This is a genomic window from Xanthomarina sp. GH4-25, assembly GCF_045363175.1.
Classification (GTDB): Bacteria; Bacteroidota; Bacteroidia; order Flavobacteriales; family Flavobacteriaceae; genus Xanthomarina.
Genome location: NZ_JBJFLO010000006.1, coordinates 199,745 through 216,706 on the forward strand (window position 1 = coordinate 199,745; position 16,962 = coordinate 216,706).

Genomic DNA, 16,962 nt, shown 5'->3' on the forward strand with positions numbered 1-16,962 from the left:
AAACAAATATAAATATTTATTCGATAAAAGTTACTTTTTCATCGATAAATTGCAAATTAAATCAATAATTCTACTAGAATATCCAGTTTCATTATCGTACCAACCAATTATTTTTACCATATTTCCAATAACAGAAGTCATTTGAGAATCGAAAATACAAGAGTGAGTATTTCCAACAATATCAATAGAAACAATAGGGTCTTCGGTATATTCTAGAATGCCTTTATAGCTGTGTAAAGAGGCATCTTTAAAAGCACTATTTATATCTTCTATAGTTACAGTTTTTTCAACATTCAATGTAATATCTGTTAAAGATCCGTTAGCAACAGGAACTCTGATGCCACAGCCACCAATAACACTAGATAATTCTGGAAATATTTTAGTTAATGCTTTTGCAGCTCCAGTAGTTGTTGGAACAATAGATTGTCCAGCTGCTCTGGCTCGTCGTAAATCTTTATGTGGTTGGTCGTGTAGGCTTTGATCGGACGTGTAGGAGTGAACCGTTGTTATGTAGGCTTGTTTTACACCACATAGTTTGTTGATAATATCAATCATTGGAGCTGCGTTGTTGGTTGTACATGAAGCGTTAGACAACATGGTTTCTTCTCCTGTTAATATTTCGTCATTAACACCTAAAACAATAGTTTCAATATCGTCTTCTAATGGAGGTACACTTAAAATAACTTTTTTTGCTCCATTTTTTATATGATATTCTAATGCTTCTCTAGTTTTAAATTTCCCCGTAGCTTCAATGACAAAATCGACTTGATAAGGCTTCCAGTTAATATCTTTAGGGTGTATTGCCTTTGAGAATGGAATTTTCTTGTCATTTACTATCACATGATTTTCATCTGAAGAAATAGCTTCTTTAAAAATACCATGAATACTATCGTATTTTAATAAATGACCGAGTGTTTTTGTGTCTGCTAGATCATTAACTGCAACAACCTGAATGTCTTTATTATCTTGTAATAATCTAAAAACACGTCTGCCAATGCGTCCAAAACCGTTAATTGCAACATGTATCATTAATTGATATGTTTTTGGGCTTTATACGAAGATCTAACTAGGGCACTACTTTCTACATGTCTAAAACCTAGATCTAATCCAATTTGTTTGTATTCATCAAATTGATCCGGAAGAATAAATTGTTTTACAGGTAAATGTTTTTTACTTGGCTGTAAATATTGTCCAATGGTTACTACATCCACATCATTGTCTTTAAGATCATGAAGGGTTGCAATAACTTCTTCCCGAGTTTCACCAAGTCCAAGCATAATGCCAGATTTTGTTCTGCGTTGTCCTTGTGTTTTTAAATATTTTAAAACACCAAGACTTCTATCGTATTTGGCTTGAATTCGAACTTCTCTGGTTAATCTTCTAACGGTTTCAATATTATGAGATACAACTTCAGGGGCTACTTCAATAATTCTGTCGATATGTTGTTCTACTCCTTGAAAATCTGGAATTAAAGTTTCTAATGTAGTTTCAGGATTCATTCTACGAACAGCTTTTACAGTTTCTGCCCACATAATGCTTCCCATGTCTTTTAAATCGTCTCTATCTACACTTGTTAAAACGGCGTGTTTTATGCTCATAAGTTTAATAGAACGTGCTACTTTTTCAGGCTCGTCCCAATCCACAGTCTCTGGTCTTCCTGTTTTAACACCACAAAAACCACATGAGCGTGTACAAATGTTTCCAAGAATCATAAAAGTTGCTGTTCCTTCTCCCCAGCATTCGCCCATATTTGGGCAACTTCCAGATGTACAAATAGTATTTAATTTATATTTATCTACAAGACTACGTAGTTCGGTATATTTTTTACCTGTTGGTAATTTTACACGTAACCACTTAGGTTTTGCTTCCCTGGCAGGTAAAATATTCGAAGCTGTTTTGGTGTTCATTTACTGTCTGTTTTTGTAATGCAAAGATACAAAAGTAATATGTTACAATGACTTTAAGGAATTAAAAATGGAAAAGGAATGAAAGCTGTAATTTAAATGGTTTTGTTTTTAATTATTTCGGCAAGCAGTTTTTTTGCACGTAATAATTTAACCTTCACATTATTTATTGGTTCATTTAATTCTTGAGAAATTGCTTTATAACTTAATTCTTGAAAATATCTTAGATTAATAACTTCTTGATAGTGAGGCTTAAGCTTTTTTATATCTCTTAGTAATTTATCTAGATTTTGTTCGGTGATTAATTTGTCTTCAGCCGATGGACTTTCGTCTAAAATTTGATGATACGAATGGTTGTCATCGTTAGAAATGGTTTGGGAAAAATTGTTTTTTTCTTTTCTAATTAAATCTATTTGAATGTTTTTTGAAATAGTTATTAGCCAAGTTTTGAAAGTGTAGCTTTCATTAAAAGTATGAATCTTATCAAAGGCTTTAGAAAAGGCTTGAATAGTTATATCTTCAGCATCATTTTCATTCTCAATGCGTTTTAATTGAAATCCGTACACATAATCCCAATAAGTGTCTAGCAAGAAGTTAAATGCTTTTTGGTCATTATTTTTTGCTTTTTTTATAGCTTCTTCTATTTCCAATGTTTTGGTTTAGAGATTAGATTTGATATAAAGATACTTAATTGCAAAGCAATTAAAAAAAGTTCTAATACTGGCAAGTATAAAATTAAATCCTTTTCATTGAGTTTATTTGACACTCTTCCAAAAATAATAAACTGAACTAGAAGTCTAATAGCAATTAGTAATAGCACAAATTGCCATTTAAAAAAAGAGATTAATAATACTATAGCTAAAAGCCAAAACAAGAATTGCGATATGTAAAATAAGGCTAAAAGGCTTTTGTGTTTGGTTTTATAATGGTTAGCCGTTGTAATATGCCGTCTTTTTTGCCTTATCCAATTTCTAAGGGTTGTTTTAGGGATAGACTCTGTAAAACTATCTTTTGAAATACAAATTTCAGTATTGTTTTTATTTGCAATTTGATTGATAAATAAATCGTCATCTCCAGATCTAATATACATATGGTTCATAAACCCATTTGCATTAAAAAAATCTTTTTTAGTATAGGCCAAGTTTCTACCTACACCCATATATGGTAAACCAATTTTTGCAAATGAAATATATTGAAGCGCCGTTAAAAGTGTTTCAAAGCGAATTAATTTATTAAGAAACGAATGTTTGACTTTATTATAAGCACCATACCCTAATATAATTGTTTTGCTTTGATTAAAGCAGGCGCTCATTTCAGATATCCAGTGTTTTGAAACTGGTCTACAATCTGCATCAGTAAAAAGCAGGTGCTCATACTTTGAAGCTTTAATGCCAAGTGTTAGAGCGTATTTCTTGTTTGCCCAAAAAGCTTCGTTATTTAAAACGTTTACTATTTTAATGTTATGATGCCTGCTTGCAAAATCTTCCATAACATCTAATGTAGTATCATAAGAAGCATCATTAATTAAAACAATTTGAAAATTTGGATATTCTTGAGCAATGATAGCCGGTAAGAATTTTTTTAAGTTTTCAGCTTCATTTTTTGCACAAATTAACACTGAAATAGGAACATTATTATAAGGTGCTTTTTTTTTGTCTTTTAGAAAAGCAAATTTCCCTAATATTAAGATAAAGTACAACACTTGAATACATGCTACAAATAAAAAGGTGTAGAACACTAAATCAAGTAATATCATAAAGTATTATGAGTGTTTAGGTTCGTTGCAATCGCTAAATTGGTCTGGCGTTTTTCCACAAAAACCACAAGCATCACCATCTTTATTAAGCATCGGGTTTTGGCTTGCGCAAGTTCCTGCAAATTTCCCATCTTTTTTTGCCCAAAGTTTAATAGCTATTCCTGCAACTGCAATACCTAATAAGAGTAAAGTTATTAAGAGTAATTTCATGAGTTTTCTTATTTTTTAAGTAAGAAGTAACCTTGTTAAGGTGCCTTTAAATTTCTGCAAATTTACAGATTTTTAATGACACTTTTAAATAATAAAGCCTCACTTTATAATTTAAAAGTGAGGCTTTATTTTAAAAAGTTGAGGGAACTTTTTATTTGTGTTTTTGAAGGGTTATCTCTGCAACAGCATTTTCTTTAGAACCGGTTTGATTTCCACCTTTATTTTCTATAGTAATACTTAATCCAAGAGCATTTTCTGTATAAGGTATTTGTTTAAGCTCTCTATCTGTTTCGCTTAAAATACCTAGACTAACCATTCTATCTTGAACTTCTGCCCAAATTTGATAGCATTGTTCTTCTGGTAATTGAGGTAAAGAAACCACATCAATCATTGATGTTTTTTCTTTTGGATTAATGTATGCAACTGTTTTTAAGTTTTTAGCTCTATTGTTTCCTTTAATAATATATTTCTCAGTTTCAGGATTATTAAGTTGTTTAAATTGTTGCATGATATCGTCTAACTTACTGTTATTTGATGTGATATCATTTCTTAAATCGTAAATCTCATCTACAATTTTTTGGTTTTCTGTTTTTAAATTTTGGTTTTGCACATAAAAAATAAATGAGCTTCCTGCAAATATCAAGGCTGCAACACTTGCAGCAACACTAAATCGATACCATTTTTTATATCTCTTTGTTGGTTTTAATATAACAACAGGTGTGTTGTCTAGCTCGTTTAAAATATTGTTTAATAGCATTTTAGGTGCTTCAACAGCATTTTTCTTAGAAACTATTTCTAAGTTAGTCTGTAAGGTATTATATGCATTCTGTACTTCTGGATATTTAGAAATGTAAGTTTCAACTGTTTCTGTTTCAACAGAAGTCGTATTCCCTAAAAGATATTTTTCTAATAGGTCAGAATTTAAAAATGTAGTTATTTTATCATTCATGACTTGTTTTATTCGGGATCGTAAATTTTTTTCAATTCACGTAATCCAATTTTTAATCTAGACTTTATTGTACCAAGCGGAATTTCTAGTTCATCGCTTGCTTCTTGTTGTGTCATGCCTTCAAAAAAGAGGGCATTAATAACAATTTGATATTTTTCATCTATTGATTTTAGATGGGTTTTAATATCCATAACATCTTGATTTAAACTTTCAGATGTTAACTTATATACGTTAGAAGCATCCATTTGGATTTCCTTACTGTCTTTATTTGATTGGGACCTAACTTTATCTATGGCTGTGTTGTATGCAATTCTGTAGAGCCATGTGAAAAGTTTTGCTTTGTCAGGATTATAAGATTTGGGCTTTTTCCAAACTTTAATAAAGGTTTCTTGAAGGGCATCTTGAGCAAGTTCTTCGTTATTTAAAACCTTTAAAATAACACCATAGAGTGCGTCTGCATAATTCTCATATAACAGTGTTATGGCTTTTTTATCTCCTTTTTGAAGAAGCCTAACTATTTCCTTTTCGATTGGTGTAGTCAAGGTTTTGAAAATTAATGTGATTAGTGTCTATACTATCAAAGTTAGAGATTTCTTTTTAATTAAAGAACATTTACTTCGGCTTCTATAGATATGTTAAAGATTAATTTAATGGTATGTTGGATTAATTTAGATAATTCTAAAATATCTGAGCCCTTAGCATTGCCATAATTTACTAGCACTAAAGCTTGTGCTTTATGAACGCCATAAGTGCCAAATTGTTTTCCTTTAAACCCCGTTTTTTCTATTAACCAACCAGCAGGAACTTTAATTTCTGTTTCTGAAACAGGGTATCCGGGAATATCTTGAAAGTTTTCTTTTAATTTAAGATAGGCCTTTTTAGTTATTATAGGGTTTTTAAAGAAACTCCCGCTATTGCCAATTTTCTTCGGGTCGGGAAGTTTCGATTGTCTAATTTTTATAACCGCATTAGACACATCCTGAATGGTTGGACATTCTATTTTCATAACACTTAATTGGTCTGAAATAGAGCCATAAGATGTATGGAGTGTATGATTTTTTTTTGAGAGTTTAAAAGTGACATTGCAAATAATGTATTTTCCTTTTTCTTCTTGTTTAAAGACCGAATTTCTATAATCGAAACGGCAGTCTTCTTTTGTAAATGTTCTTATTGTTTTGGTTGCAATATGTAAAGCGTTGCACGAAACAAAAGAATCTTTTAATTCAATACCATAAGCCCCAATGTTTTGAATTGGCGCAGTGCCAACGTTTCCTGGGATTAACGATAAGTTTTCTAATCCGCCAAAATTATTATTCAAGCACCACAGAACAAACTCATGCCAGTTTTCCCCTGCATTTGCTTTAATTAAAACAAAGTCTTCATCTTCAGAAAGTATGGTTATCCCTTTTAAATTGATATGCATCACAAGAGCTTCAATATCTTTCGTTAAAAGCATATTGCTTCCTCCTCCTAAAATAAATATATCTGGATATTCATTTAGAGAAAGGACTTGTTTAAGTTCCTCAATACTTTCAATAGAGATATATTGTTTGGCAAGCACGTCGATGCCAAACGTATTATAAGGTTTTAAAGATATGTTGTGTTTAATTTGCACTAATCTTTATAAATTTTAAGTGCTTCTCTTAAGATATTTACAGCTTTAACTAAACTTTCATTGTTAAGAACATAGGCTATTCTAATTTGATTTAATCCAACTCCAGGAGTTGAGTAAAAACCAGCAGCAGGTGCAACCATAATAGTTTCTCCATCAATATCAAAACTTTCTAATAACCATTGTGCAAAATGGTCTGCGTTTTTAATTGGGAGCTCTACAATACAATAAAAAGCCCCTTTTGGCTTAGCTACTTTTATACCATCTATCTTTTCTAATTCAGAAATTAACGTATTTCTTCTGCCTACGTATTCATCAATGACATTATCGAAATAGCTTTGTGGCGTTTCTAAAGCTGCTTCACTAGCAATTTGAGCTAATGTTGGAGGGCTTAATCTGGCTTGGGCAAATTTCAAAGTTGTAGAAATAACTTCTTTGTTTTTTGAAACCAAACAACCAATTCTAGCACCACACATACTATAACGCTTCGATACAGAATCAATCATTATGGCATTATCTGCAATGCCTTCTTCTTGCATAATGGAGTAGTGTTTTGCACCATCGTATGCAAATTCTCTATAAACTTCATCTGAAATTAAAAACAAATTATGCTTTTTTACGATGCCTGCTAATTTTTTAATTTCTTCTTTAGAATATAAATATCCAGTTGGATTTCCAGGATTACAGATTAATATAGCTTTTGTTTTAGGTGTTATTAATTTTTCAAACTCTTCAATAGGTGGTAATGCAAAATTATCTTCTATTTTAGAAATTACAGGAACAATGTTGACGCCTGAGGCTGTTGAGAAACCATTATAGTTAGCATAGAATGGTTCAGGAATAATAATTTCATCATCTGTATCCATAATGGTTCCAAAAGCAAACAATAGGGCTTCACTACCTCCGGTAGTTACAATGATGTCTTTTTTTGTAACATGAATATCATGCTGACTATAATAATTAGCTATTTTGGTTCTATACTCATCAGAACCTTCAGATCTGGTATAAGCTAAAATATCTAACGAATGCACTTTTACAGCGTCTAAAGCGATGTCGGGAGTTTTAATATCTGGTTGTCCAATATTTAAATGATAAACAGTTTTTCCTTGCTTATAAGCTGCTTCAGCAAAAGGAACTAATTTTCTTATTGGCGATTGTGGCATGAGTTGCCCTTTTTTTGATATACTTGGCATGATACAGTTAAATTAAGTAAACAAAGTTCCGAAATTAATCTTAAAGTTTTTTTAAAATTCGGTATAAATGATAATTCAAAACCTAAAGTTTCGTAAATTTAAAGGAAAACTCCCTCCTGTTGCCTATGAAAAATATTATCTGGATTATTTTAATTATGTGTTTTATTAATAATCTAAGCTTTTCTCAAAGTAAGTTTATTGTTCAAAATAAAAATGGGTCAGATAAGATCCGTTTTAAACTAATTCATAATTTAATTATAATTCCAGTTGAAATTAACGGTGTAGAATTATCTTTTTTATTAGATACAGGAGTTAATAAATCTATCATTTTCAATTTCCTAAACATTACAGATTCACTTCAAATTAAAAACACCGAAACCATCTATTTAAGAGGTTTAGGAGAAGGGGAAGCTATTAAAGCGTTAAAGTCTAAAGGGAATACTTTAAAAGTAGGTGATGCTATTAATCTCGATCAAGAACTGTTTGCAGTTTATAACCCAAACCTCAATTTTGCACCACGATTAGGAGTACAATTACATGGAATTATTGGGTATGATTTATTTAAGGATTTGGTTGTAGAAATTAATTATTCTTCAAGAAAAATAACACTAACTAATTCAAATAAGTATAAATATAACACCTGTGCTTCTTGCGAAACATTAAATATGGAATTTTATAAAAATAAACCATATATATATGCGAATGTTAGAATAAGAGAGAAACAAATTCCTGTTAAATTATTGATTGATTCTGGAGGGAGTGATGCTTTATGGCTTTTTGAAGATGATAGTTTAGGAATACAAGTTGGCGATCATTTTTTTGACGATTTTCTAGGTCATGGCTTAACAGGTAGCGTTTATGGAAAACGTTCTAAAATTGAAGGGTTTTCCATCAATAGCTTTGACCTAGATCATGTAAATGTGTCTTTTCCAGAACCGACATCTTTAGTCTATGTGAAGCTGCATAAAGATAGAAATGGTAGTATTGCTGGTAATGTTTTAAAACGATTTAATTTAATTGTAGATTATCAAAAAAGTTTAATAACATTTAAGAAAAATAAGTATTTTTCCGACCCTTTTACTTATAACAGAAGTGGTATTGAATTAGAGCAAGATGGTGTTAGATTTGTAAAGCAAAAAGATTACAATTATTCAGATAAAATAAAATTTCTTGGAAGTAACCAGAAAACCTCAAGTTCAACCATTGTATTAGAAACTAAATATAAGCTAGCATTAAAACCAGCTTATTCAATTGTGGAATTAAGGCCAGATTCACCTGCTGAAAAAGCGGGATTGATGGTTGGAGATTATCTTTTGTCAATTAACAATAAATCTACTGACAAGTATAGTCTTCAAGAATTAATGCAGATGTTTTTTGAAGATAAAGATGAGCGCATCAAATTAGTTGTTGAAAGAGGAGAGGCCATTTTAACTTTTGTTTTCTATTTAGAAGATGTTTTTTAAACAATAAAAAAGCCTTAAGAAATTCTTAAGGCTTAATATATTGATAAAAGAAAATAATTATTGTTGCATAACACTCTCATTCTTTTTTTCAAGAACACTTGTTTTGCTTGGGTCAATAACTTCTCCTTTAATTTTTAAAGCTACAGTTGGTGTATCTGCATTAGAGATTACTGTTATTGTTTTTCTAATTGGGTTTACTCTATTAGTATCGTACTTAACTTCAATTTGTCCAGTTTCTCCTGGTTGAATTGGTCCTTCTGGTTTTTTTGGAACAGTACATCCACAACTAGAATTTACTTTAGAAATAATTAATGGCGCATTACCAGTATTGGTAAATTCGAATACACGAACTCCATCAGCTCCTTTTTCGATTGTCCCATAATCAATAACATCTGTTTTAAATTCAATTTTCGCTGCTTTTTCTTGTGCAGTAACTGAAAAACTTAATAAACCGATGAACAATAATGTAAATAAATGTTTCATAATTTTATTATTTATATGTGGTAAACTTACTTACTTTTTATTCATTTTACAAAATTTTTAGACGTATGACCTAGTTGTATTAATATTAAACTTAGATATAAGGACATTATACATCCAGATAATTTTATAAAAAAATAAATATAAGTACTTTTGCATGTTATATTTCAAAAACTATTCCAAAGTATGCAAATTCCATCAAAATATGATGCTAGTCAAGTAGAAAGTAAATGGTACGACTACTGGATGAAACACAATTATTTTCATTCTACACCAGACGAAAGAGAACCATATACCATTGTAATTCCTCCGCCAAACGTAACAGGAGTTCTGCATATGGGACATATGCTTAATAATACAATTCAAGACGTACTTATTCGTCGTGCACGTTTGTTAGGTAAAAACGCGTGTTGGGTTCCAGGAACAGATCATGCATCAATTGCTACCGAGGCAAAAGTAGTTGCCAGATTAAAAGAACAAGGTATAGATAAAAACGATTTAACACGTGATGAATTCTTAGCACATGCTTGGGATTGGACGCATGAATATGGAGGTGTTATCTTAGAACAACTTAAAAAATTAGGATGTTCTTGCGATTGGGATAGAACTAAATTTACCATGGACGACGATATGTCTGAGGCTGTCATTAAAGTGTTCGTGGATCTACATAAAAAAGGTTTGATTTATCGTGGATACAGAATGGTAAATTGGGACCCAGAGGCAAAAACAACCCTTTCTGATGAAGAAGTGATTCATGAAGAACGTCAAGGGTTATTGTATTATTTACAATATAACATTGAAGGAAGTGATGAAAAAGTAACCATAGCAACCACACGTCCTGAAACTATATTAGGTGATACTGCTATTTGTATCAATCCAAACGATGAGCGTTTTACGCATTTAAAAGGAAAAAAAGCCATAGTGCCTTTATGTAATCGTGTCATTCCAATTATAGAAGATGAGTATGTTGATGTAGAATTTGGAACTGGATGTTTAAAAGTAACTCCAGCTCACGACGAAAATGATAAGAACCTTGGAGATAAACACAATCTTGAAGTAATTGATATTTTTAATGATGATGCTTCATTAAATAGTTTTGGATTACATTATGAAGGAAAAGACCGTTTTGTTGTTAGAAAAGAAATTTCAAAAGAACTAGAAGAGAAAGGGTTTCTGGTAAAAACTGAGACACATATTAATAAAGTCGGAACTTCTGAACGCACCAAAGCTGTTATCGAACCAAGATTAAGCGACCAATGGTTCTTAAAAATGGGAGACTTAGTAAAACCTGCTATTGAAGCTGTTTTAGGCGAAGATGCTGAAATTAAGTTATTCCCTAAAAAGTTTGAAAACACCTACAGACATTGGATGGAGAATATTCGCGATTGGAATATTTCTAGACAATTACTTTGGGGACAACAAATACCAGCTTATTATTTTGGCGATGGTAAAGAAGATTTTGTAGTAGCTGAAAGCATCGAAGATGCCGTTAAGCTTGCAAAAACAAAATCAAACAACCAACAGCTAACAGTAAACGACCTACGTCAAGATACAGATGCACTTGATACTTGGTTTTCTTCTTGGTTATGGCCAATGTCTGTATTCGATGGTATCCGTAATCCAGAAAACGAAGACATCAAATATTACTATCCTACTAACGACTTGGTAACAGGTCCAGATATTTTATTCTTTTGGGTAGCACGTATGATTATTGCGGGTTATGAGTATAAAGACGAAAAACCTTTCAATAATGTTTATTTAACAGGATTGGTTCGTGATAAGCAACGTCGAAAAATGAGTAAATCCTTAGGGAACTCACCTGATGCTTTAAAATTGATAGACGATTATGGCGCAGATGGCGTTCGCGTTGGTTTGTTGTTAAGTTCGGCAGCTGGAAACGATTTGATGTTCGATGAAGCTTTATGTCAGCAAGGAAAAGGCTTTGCCAATAAAATCTGGAATGCGTTTAGATTGGTAAAAGGCTGGGAGATTGATGATACCATCCCACAACCAAAATCAAGTGCGATTGCTATAGAATGGTTTGAAGCAAAATTCCAGAAAACCTTAATAGAACTGGAAGATCATTATAGTAAATACAGATTATCTGATGCTTTAATGTCTACTTATAAATTAATTTGGGACGACTATGCTTCTTGGTTATTGGAAATAGTTAAACCAGCTTACCAACAACCTATTGATGCTAAAACATTAAAAAGTATCGTAGCTATTTTTGAGGATATTCTAAAAGTGTTACATCCATTTATGCCATTTCTTACTGAAGAAATTTGGCAATATATTACTGAAAGAACACCAGAAGATGCTTTAATAATTGCGAAATGGCCAGAGACTAAGCCAATAAATGAGACTTTAATTTTGGAATTTGAGTTTGCTCAAGATGTGGTTTCTGGTATTAGAAACATTAGAAAAGAAAAGAACATTGCGTTTAAAGATGCCATAGGTTTTTCTGTAATAAATAATGAAAATACTAAAAACACTTTTGATGAAGTTATAGCAAAATTAGGGAATTTAGAAGCTATAGATTATACTACAGAAGCTATTGAAGGCGCTTTAACTTTTAGAGTGAAATCTAATGAATATTTTATACCAATAGCCGGAGCTATCAATGTTGAAGAAGAAATCAAAAAACTCTCAGAGGAGTTAAAATATACAGAAGGCTTCTTGAAATCCGTTCAAAAGAAATTATCAAACGAGCGTTTTGTTGCTGGAGCACCAGAACAAGTTATTGCTAACGAACGTAATAAAGAAGCTGATGCTTTGGCTAAAATTGAGACATTGAAAGCTAGTTTGGCATCCTTACAATAAATCTATCAACCTACAAGGTTTTTATAATGTTGTAGGTTTTTTATATGAAAAAAAGAACCACATTTTCCATCATTGCCATTCTTCTTTTTTGTGGTGTTTTATATTTTGAAATCTATTTAGATGAAAAAGAACAACAAGACATTGTAGATACTGGTAAAACTGTAAAAAGCGATACGAACGAATTCTTTTTGCCAACAAGTACCACGGGACAAATAATCCATCATGAAGGCTATTCTTTATCTTATAGTGAACCTCATGAACAAGCAGAATGGGTGGCTTACGAATTAAAGAAAGAACATCTATCAAATACCAATTTCAAACGCCCTTATTTTGAAATAGATCCAGCTGTAAAAACAGGAGCTGCACATTGGAGGAATTATAAAAAATCAGGTTTCGATAGAGGTCATTTATGTCCTGCAGGTGACAAGGCCTATAGTCAAAAGGCTTATAATGAAACTTTTTTAACTAGTAACATAAGTCCTCAAAATCATGAGTTTAATTCTGGGATTTGGAATTCTTTAGAACAAAAAGTAAGATATTGGGCAAGTAAATACAATGGTGTTTTTGTAATTACTGGAGGTGTTTTAAATGGCGATATGGAAACCATAGGTGATGAGCGAGTTTCTGTTCCAAATCAGTTTTATAAAATCTTAATAGACAACAATACTGGAAAAACAAAAATGATTGCTTTCTTAATGCCTCATGTAAATTATCAAAAACCTTTATATAAGTTTGTCGTGTCAGTAGATTCCATTGAAACACTTACAGGAATTGACTTCTTTCCTGAGTTAGAAGCCTCTCTTGAAAATGAATTAGAAGCCTCTTCGAGTTATAAAGATTGGAGTTTTAATTAAATTCCTAGTCTCATACAGAACGCTGTCGAAGTATTTTATTTTTAAGATTCCTTGAAATTATTTAAGCTTACTAAAAATCCCTTTCCAACGCAAGTTTCTAATAAATTCTCCTTGTTCTTCTGAAACCAAATAAGGAAGTTTTTCTTTTCTTGCTTTAAAAAATCCACCCATATACTCTTTAAATAAACTGAAACTACCTTTTTTATAAGCTAATTTTAAAGCTGATATAAGCGTTATCAAAAAACCATAACGCATTTTGTACATGGCTTCTCCTTGAAGGTGTTTGGATGCTTTGTTATAACTAATTCCTGTAGGTTTTAAATGTTTTACATGGAGAGAATCATCTGTTAGTAATTCCCAACCATAAAATTTGGCTAATAACTCATCAACCGTATCCCAACCCATCGATGTTTTTAGTTTTCCAATTTGTTCAAAACATGCTTTTTTATAGGCTTTTAAAGCACCACGAATATGATCTTTTCGGGTTAAGTTTTCTAAAACCCAAGTGTTGTTTTTTTCTATATAGCAAAAACCGGATGCCATACCTAATTTATCATTTGTATGAAAGTGAAACGCTAATTGCTGTAAATAATTATTAGGAAAAACCAAGTCTGCATCAAATTTACAAATCACATCATAATCGCTATCTAAAAATTCATAACCTTTATAAAACGCATTTATGATTTTTGAGCCAGGTAAATGTTTGTCCGATGAGGTTGTATTCACTAATGATATCCAATCATATTTTAATGTGAATTCTTCAACAATTTGCTTTGTTTTATCTGTAGAATTATCATTAACCACCACCATATGTTTTGGTAATAGGGTTTGAGTGACCAAAGAACTTAAAGTTTGCTGGATGCAAGCTTCTTCGTTGTGGGCTGGTATGACAATGTAGAAATTCACTTTATAATAAACTCTGAAATCAAATGGACTTTAGATTGTGGAACAAAAAAACAATTTCTAACCCCATCATCGAACTTTCTTTTAATTGTGTCCACTTTTTTGAGACCTTTTGGAGTGTGATTGTAAAATTCATAATTCAACAACTTAAAAATGTCATCTAAATCACTTTCAATTTTATTAAATAATGTTTCACAAATAATGATTGGTTCAAATTTTTTTACCTCACTTAAACCAGAGTTTAAAATTACAGCTTCTGTACCTTCTGTGTCAATCTTAATTAAATCTATTTTGTTTAGTTTTTTTAAGCCTACAAAATTGCTTAATGTTGTTGAGTTAACCTTATTTAACTTAAAATTTCTAGATGTTTTCTTTGTACCTGTATTTCCTTCTCCAGCAAGATTGTATTTTAAATATTTATACTTTTTATTTTGAACTTCATAAAAATCTATTTCACCAATAGAGTCTGAAATTGCAAGATCAATGAGTTCAATATTGTTTTGAAAATTATTTAATTTAATATTCTCTTTTAAATAGTGTTTTGGTCCAAGAGCAGGTTCAAAAGCAAAAGCTTTGATTTTTGAATTTGATTTTGAAGCCAATAAAGAGTAGTAGCCTATGTTGGATCCTACATCTAAAAATATGTCAATTTGCTTTGAGAGTTTTTCAAAAATTTCAGAATATTCAAATTTTTTGTAACCATTCCAGAATAGTAGTTGAGTTAGATAACTTGTCTGATTAGTTGCAATTTTTAAATAGCCCGAATCTGTTTTGAGATTTATTATTCCAGAAGGAGGTATTTTGATTTTATTGAAAAACAAATCTCTTAAGGGATGGTTAATATTCCTAAAGAAAAAGTTTACTTTTGAACTATAAATAAATCTGTAAATTAAATTCATTGAATGTTTTTTATACCTTGCAAATATATATACATTCTTAAAAGATTAGTTGTTAATTAAGAGATGATTTGTAAATGAGAATTTTAAACTTAATTTTATTTTTGTTGTGCTCTAATTTATTTGCTCAAAGTCTTACTGATGGTTTGTTGCTTCATTATGGTTTTAATGGAGATACAGGCGATTTAAGTGTGAATGGCAATGATGCCGTGAATTTTGGAGCCACTTTTGTAGAGGATAGATTTGGAAATCCTAATGCCGCCATTCATTTTGATGGAGTTGATGACTATATTAATTTTCCTAATATTTCCGAATTGAAGCCAGTTTTACCAGTTTCTTTTTCATTCTGGATCAAGTATGAAAGTTATAATTTAAATGATCGAGCAGTATTTAATACATCTTTTGAAGAAGATAGGAATACTGGCATTTTTTTTAATTCTCAAGCATCTACAGGTAATTATGCAATAAACTATGGAGATGGTTCTTATACTTATTTATCTTCAACACGTAGGACCTATGTTTCTAATTCGGCAATTGACGTTGGTAATTGGCATCAAATTGTAATAGTAGTTAATTCTGCTAATGATATGGAAATCTATTTTGATTGTAACGAAAGAGGTGGTGTTTATTCGGGTTCTGGAGGAACATTGCAATATTCGGATTTACCAGGTTCTATAGGAAGACATGACAGGGTGTTGGGTAGCCCTGCAAATTATTTCAAAGGCGCTATGGACGATTTTAGATATTGGAATAGAGCACTAACTGATGAAAATATAGCTGAATTGCTTTCAACAACATTAATTAGCTCAATTACATTTAATAATTTAACAGATTGTAACGCTAATGATGGGACGATAACAATATCAGATTTAAACCCCAACACGTTTTATATCATTGCCTTTGATTATTTGGGATCTGGAGTTTCACAAAATATACAGTCCGATGGGTTGGGAGAGATTACAATCTCAAACTTGTCAGAAGGTGCTTATGAAAATATAGAAATAACCAATGATGCAACAGGTTGTTCAAGTGATTTGGATGATGTTTCACTAACTGCACCAAATATAAATGCCGCAATAAATTGGACAAATCCTACAGATTGTGGTACTGCCGATGGTAGCATTACTATTTCAGATTTAAATGCTACTACAAATTATACGATTACATATAATTATTCAGGCACACCAGAAACCACAACTGTAATATCTGATGCATCAGGAGCGATAATCTTGAGTGGATTATCAGCAGGAATCTATAATACTATAGTAGTTACCGAAGACGCTACAGGATGTACAGATAATTTGGGACAAATCATTTTAGATGAGCCAGATTTAGTACTATCCATTACATCCACAGATTTAACAAGTTGTGGTTCAGACGATGGCACAATTACCATTTCAGGATTAAACCCAGGAAGCAGTTATACCATTACATACCTTCACAATTTGATTACAGAAACATTAACAATTACAGCAGATGCGTCAGGTAATTATGTTCTTATAGGATTAGATTCAGGGATTTACGATTCCATTGTTGTAATGGAAGATATTTCAGGATGTACAGATAATTTAGGTCAAATTATTTTAGATGAGCCAGATTTAGGGTTCTCCATTACATCCACAGATTTAACAAGTTGTGGTTCAGACGATGGCACAATTACCATTTCAGGATTAAATTCAGGAAGCAGTTACACCATTACATACCTTCACAATTCGGTTACAGAAACATTGTTAGTAACAGCAGATGCATCAGGTAGTTATGTTATTACAGGCTTAGAATCTGGGGTTTACGATTCTATTGTTGTAATGGAAGATATTTCAGGATGTACAGATAATTTAGGTCAAATTATTTTAGATGAGCCAGATTTAGGGTTCTCCATTACATCCACAGATTTAACAAGTTGTGGTTCAGACGATGGC

16 protein-coding genes are annotated in these 16,962 nt (G+C 31.5%); 4 read left to right on the forward strand and 12 right to left on the reverse strand.

What is annotated here, in order from left to right; translation table 11 throughout:
* Window positions 1–30: 30 nt before the first annotated feature.
* From gap to ACI5KZ_RS10635, 9 genes are all read right to left on the reverse strand, one after another.
* Window positions 31–1,029 (reverse strand): type I glyceraldehyde-3-phosphate dehydrogenase, encoded by a 999-nt coding sequence (gene gap / locus ACI5KZ_RS10595; protein ID WP_109308614.1) that lies wholly within the window; start codon window positions 1,027–1,029, stop codon window positions 31–33.
* Window positions 1,029–1,907: a lipoyl synthase gene (lipA, locus tag ACI5KZ_RS10600; RefSeq protein ID WP_109308615.1), complete on the reverse strand. Its 879-nt coding sequence runs from the start codon at window positions 1,905–1,907 to the stop codon at window positions 1,029–1,031. Before lipA ends, gap begins: the two co-directional genes overlap by 1 nt.
* 92 nt (window positions 1,908–1,999) lie before the next feature.
* Window positions 2,000–2,554, reverse strand: a complete 555-nt coding sequence (locus tag ACI5KZ_RS10605; protein WP_109308616.1) for an RNA polymerase sigma factor — start codon at window positions 2,552–2,554, stop codon at window positions 2,000–2,002.
* Entirely contained in the window at window positions 2,545–3,660 is a 1,116-nt protein-coding gene (locus ACI5KZ_RS10610) for a glycosyltransferase (protein ID WP_109308617.1), read from the reverse strand. Before ACI5KZ_RS10610 ends, ACI5KZ_RS10605 begins: the two co-directional genes overlap by 10 nt.
* Window positions 3,661–3,666: 6 nt before the next feature.
* Window positions 3,667–3,870 carry a membrane or secreted protein gene (locus ACI5KZ_RS10615; protein WP_109308618.1) on the reverse strand — a complete coding sequence of 68 codons (204 nt, stop codon included), beginning with the start codon at window positions 3,868–3,870 and terminating at the stop codon, window positions 3,667–3,669.
* Between the two features lie 151 nt (window positions 3,871–4,021).
* Window positions 4,022–4,819 carry an anti-sigma factor gene (locus tag ACI5KZ_RS10620; protein WP_109308619.1) on the reverse strand — a complete coding sequence of 266 codons (798 nt, stop codon included), beginning with the start codon at window positions 4,817–4,819 and terminating at the stop codon, window positions 4,022–4,024.
* Window positions 4,820–4,827: 8 nt separating this feature from the next.
* Window positions 4,828–5,361 (reverse strand): RNA polymerase sigma factor, encoded by a 534-nt coding sequence (locus ACI5KZ_RS10625; protein WP_109308620.1) that lies wholly within the window; start codon window positions 5,359–5,361, stop codon window positions 4,828–4,830.
* Window positions 5,362–5,420: 59 nt separating this feature from the next.
* A complete protein-coding gene (murB, locus tag ACI5KZ_RS10630; protein ID WP_406847616.1) occupies window positions 5,421–6,434 on the reverse strand; it encodes a UDP-N-acetylmuramate dehydrogenase in 1,014 nt (337 codons plus the stop codon).
* A complete protein-coding gene (locus ACI5KZ_RS10635; RefSeq protein WP_109308622.1) occupies window positions 6,434–7,624 on the reverse strand; it encodes a pyridoxal phosphate-dependent aminotransferase in 1,191 nt (396 codons plus the stop codon). The genes murB and ACI5KZ_RS10635 overlap by 1 nt, the downstream gene beginning before the upstream one ends.
* A 125-nt stretch (window positions 7,625–7,749) precedes the next feature.
* On the opposite strand from ACI5KZ_RS10635, the gene ACI5KZ_RS10640 reads away from it, so the two are divergent.
* Entirely contained in the window at window positions 7,750–9,087 is a 1,338-nt protein-coding gene (locus ACI5KZ_RS10640) for an aspartyl protease family protein (protein WP_406847617.1), read from the forward strand.
* A 57-nt stretch (window positions 9,088–9,144) separates the two neighbouring features.
* On the opposite strand, the gene ACI5KZ_RS10645 is transcribed toward ACI5KZ_RS10640, so the two are convergent.
* Window positions 9,145–9,570 (reverse strand): DUF1573 domain-containing protein, encoded by a 426-nt coding sequence (locus tag ACI5KZ_RS10645; RefSeq protein ID WP_109308623.1) that lies wholly within the window; start codon window positions 9,568–9,570, stop codon window positions 9,145–9,147.
* A 183-nt stretch (window positions 9,571–9,753) separates the two neighbouring features.
* Between ACI5KZ_RS10645 and ACI5KZ_RS10650 the strand changes: the two genes are divergently transcribed.
* Complete coding sequence (locus ACI5KZ_RS10650) at window positions 9,754–12,390, forward strand: valine--tRNA ligase (RefSeq protein ID WP_406847618.1); 2,637 nt, start codon at window positions 9,754–9,756, stop codon at window positions 12,388–12,390.
* 44 nt (window positions 12,391–12,434) lie between these two features.
* Window positions 12,435–13,244, forward strand: coding sequence for a DNA/RNA non-specific endonuclease (locus tag ACI5KZ_RS10655; protein ID WP_406847619.1), 810 nt, complete (start codon window positions 12,435–12,437; stop codon window positions 13,242–13,244).
* A gap of 57 nt (window positions 13,245–13,301) precedes the next feature.
* On the opposite strand, the gene ACI5KZ_RS10660 is transcribed toward ACI5KZ_RS10655, so the two are convergent.
* Window positions 13,302–14,150: a glycosyltransferase gene (locus tag ACI5KZ_RS10660; RefSeq protein ID WP_406847620.1), complete on the reverse strand. Its 849-nt coding sequence runs from the start codon at window positions 14,148–14,150 to the stop codon at window positions 13,302–13,304.
* The gene (locus tag ACI5KZ_RS10665) at window positions 14,147–15,046 is read right to left on the reverse strand and encodes an FkbM family methyltransferase (protein ID WP_406847621.1); all 900 of its coding nucleotides are present in this window, start codon (window positions 15,044–15,046) and stop codon (window positions 14,147–14,149) included. The genes ACI5KZ_RS10660 and ACI5KZ_RS10665 overlap by 4 nt, the downstream gene beginning before the upstream one ends.
* Before the next feature lie 104 nt (window positions 15,047–15,150).
* On the opposite strand from ACI5KZ_RS10665, the gene ACI5KZ_RS10670 reads away from it, so the two are divergent.
* Window positions 15,151–16,962 (forward strand): LamG domain-containing protein (locus ACI5KZ_RS10670; RefSeq protein ID WP_406847622.1); only part of this gene is annotated, 1,812 nt, incomplete at its 3' end.

Excerpts from the sequence above, each read along its gene's own strand:
- gap (WP_109308614.1), bottom strand. The coding sequence starts at position 1,029 with ATGATACATGTTGCAATTAACGGTTTTGGACGCATTGGCAGACGTGTT.
- lipA (WP_109308615.1), bottom strand. The coding sequence starts at position 1,907 with ATGAACACCAAAACAGCTTCGAATATTTTACCTGCCAGGGAAGCAAAA.
- ACI5KZ_RS10610 (WP_109308617.1), bottom strand. The coding sequence starts at position 3,660 with ATGATATTACTTGATTTAGTGTTCTACACCTTTTTATTTGTAGCATGT.
- ACI5KZ_RS10615 (WP_109308618.1), bottom strand. The coding sequence starts at position 3,870 with ATGAAATTACTCTTAATAACTTTACTCTTATTAGGTATTGCAGTTGCA.
- ACI5KZ_RS10620 (WP_109308619.1), bottom strand. The coding sequence starts at position 4,819 with ATGAATGATAAAATAACTACATTTTTAAATTCTGACCTATTAGAAAAA.
- ACI5KZ_RS10635 (WP_109308622.1), bottom strand. The coding sequence starts at position 7,624 with ATGCCAAGTATATCAAAAAAAGGGCAACTCATGCCACAATCGCCAATA.
- ACI5KZ_RS10640 (WP_406847617.1), top strand. The coding sequence starts at position 7,750 with ATGAAAAATATTATCTGGATTATTTTAATTATGTGTTTTATTAATAAT.
- ACI5KZ_RS10645 (WP_109308623.1), bottom strand. The coding sequence starts at position 9,570 with ATGAAACATTTATTTACATTATTGTTCATCGGTTTATTAAGTTTTTCA.
- ACI5KZ_RS10650 (WP_406847618.1), top strand. The coding sequence starts at position 9,754 with ATGCAAATTCCATCAAAATATGATGCTAGTCAAGTAGAAAGTAAATGG.
- ACI5KZ_RS10655 (WP_406847619.1), top strand. The coding sequence starts at position 12,435 with ATGAAAAAAAGAACCACATTTTCCATCATTGCCATTCTTCTTTTTTGT.
- ACI5KZ_RS10665 (WP_406847621.1), bottom strand. The coding sequence starts at position 15,046 with ATGAATTTAATTTACAGATTTATTTATAGTTCAAAAGTAAACTTTTTC.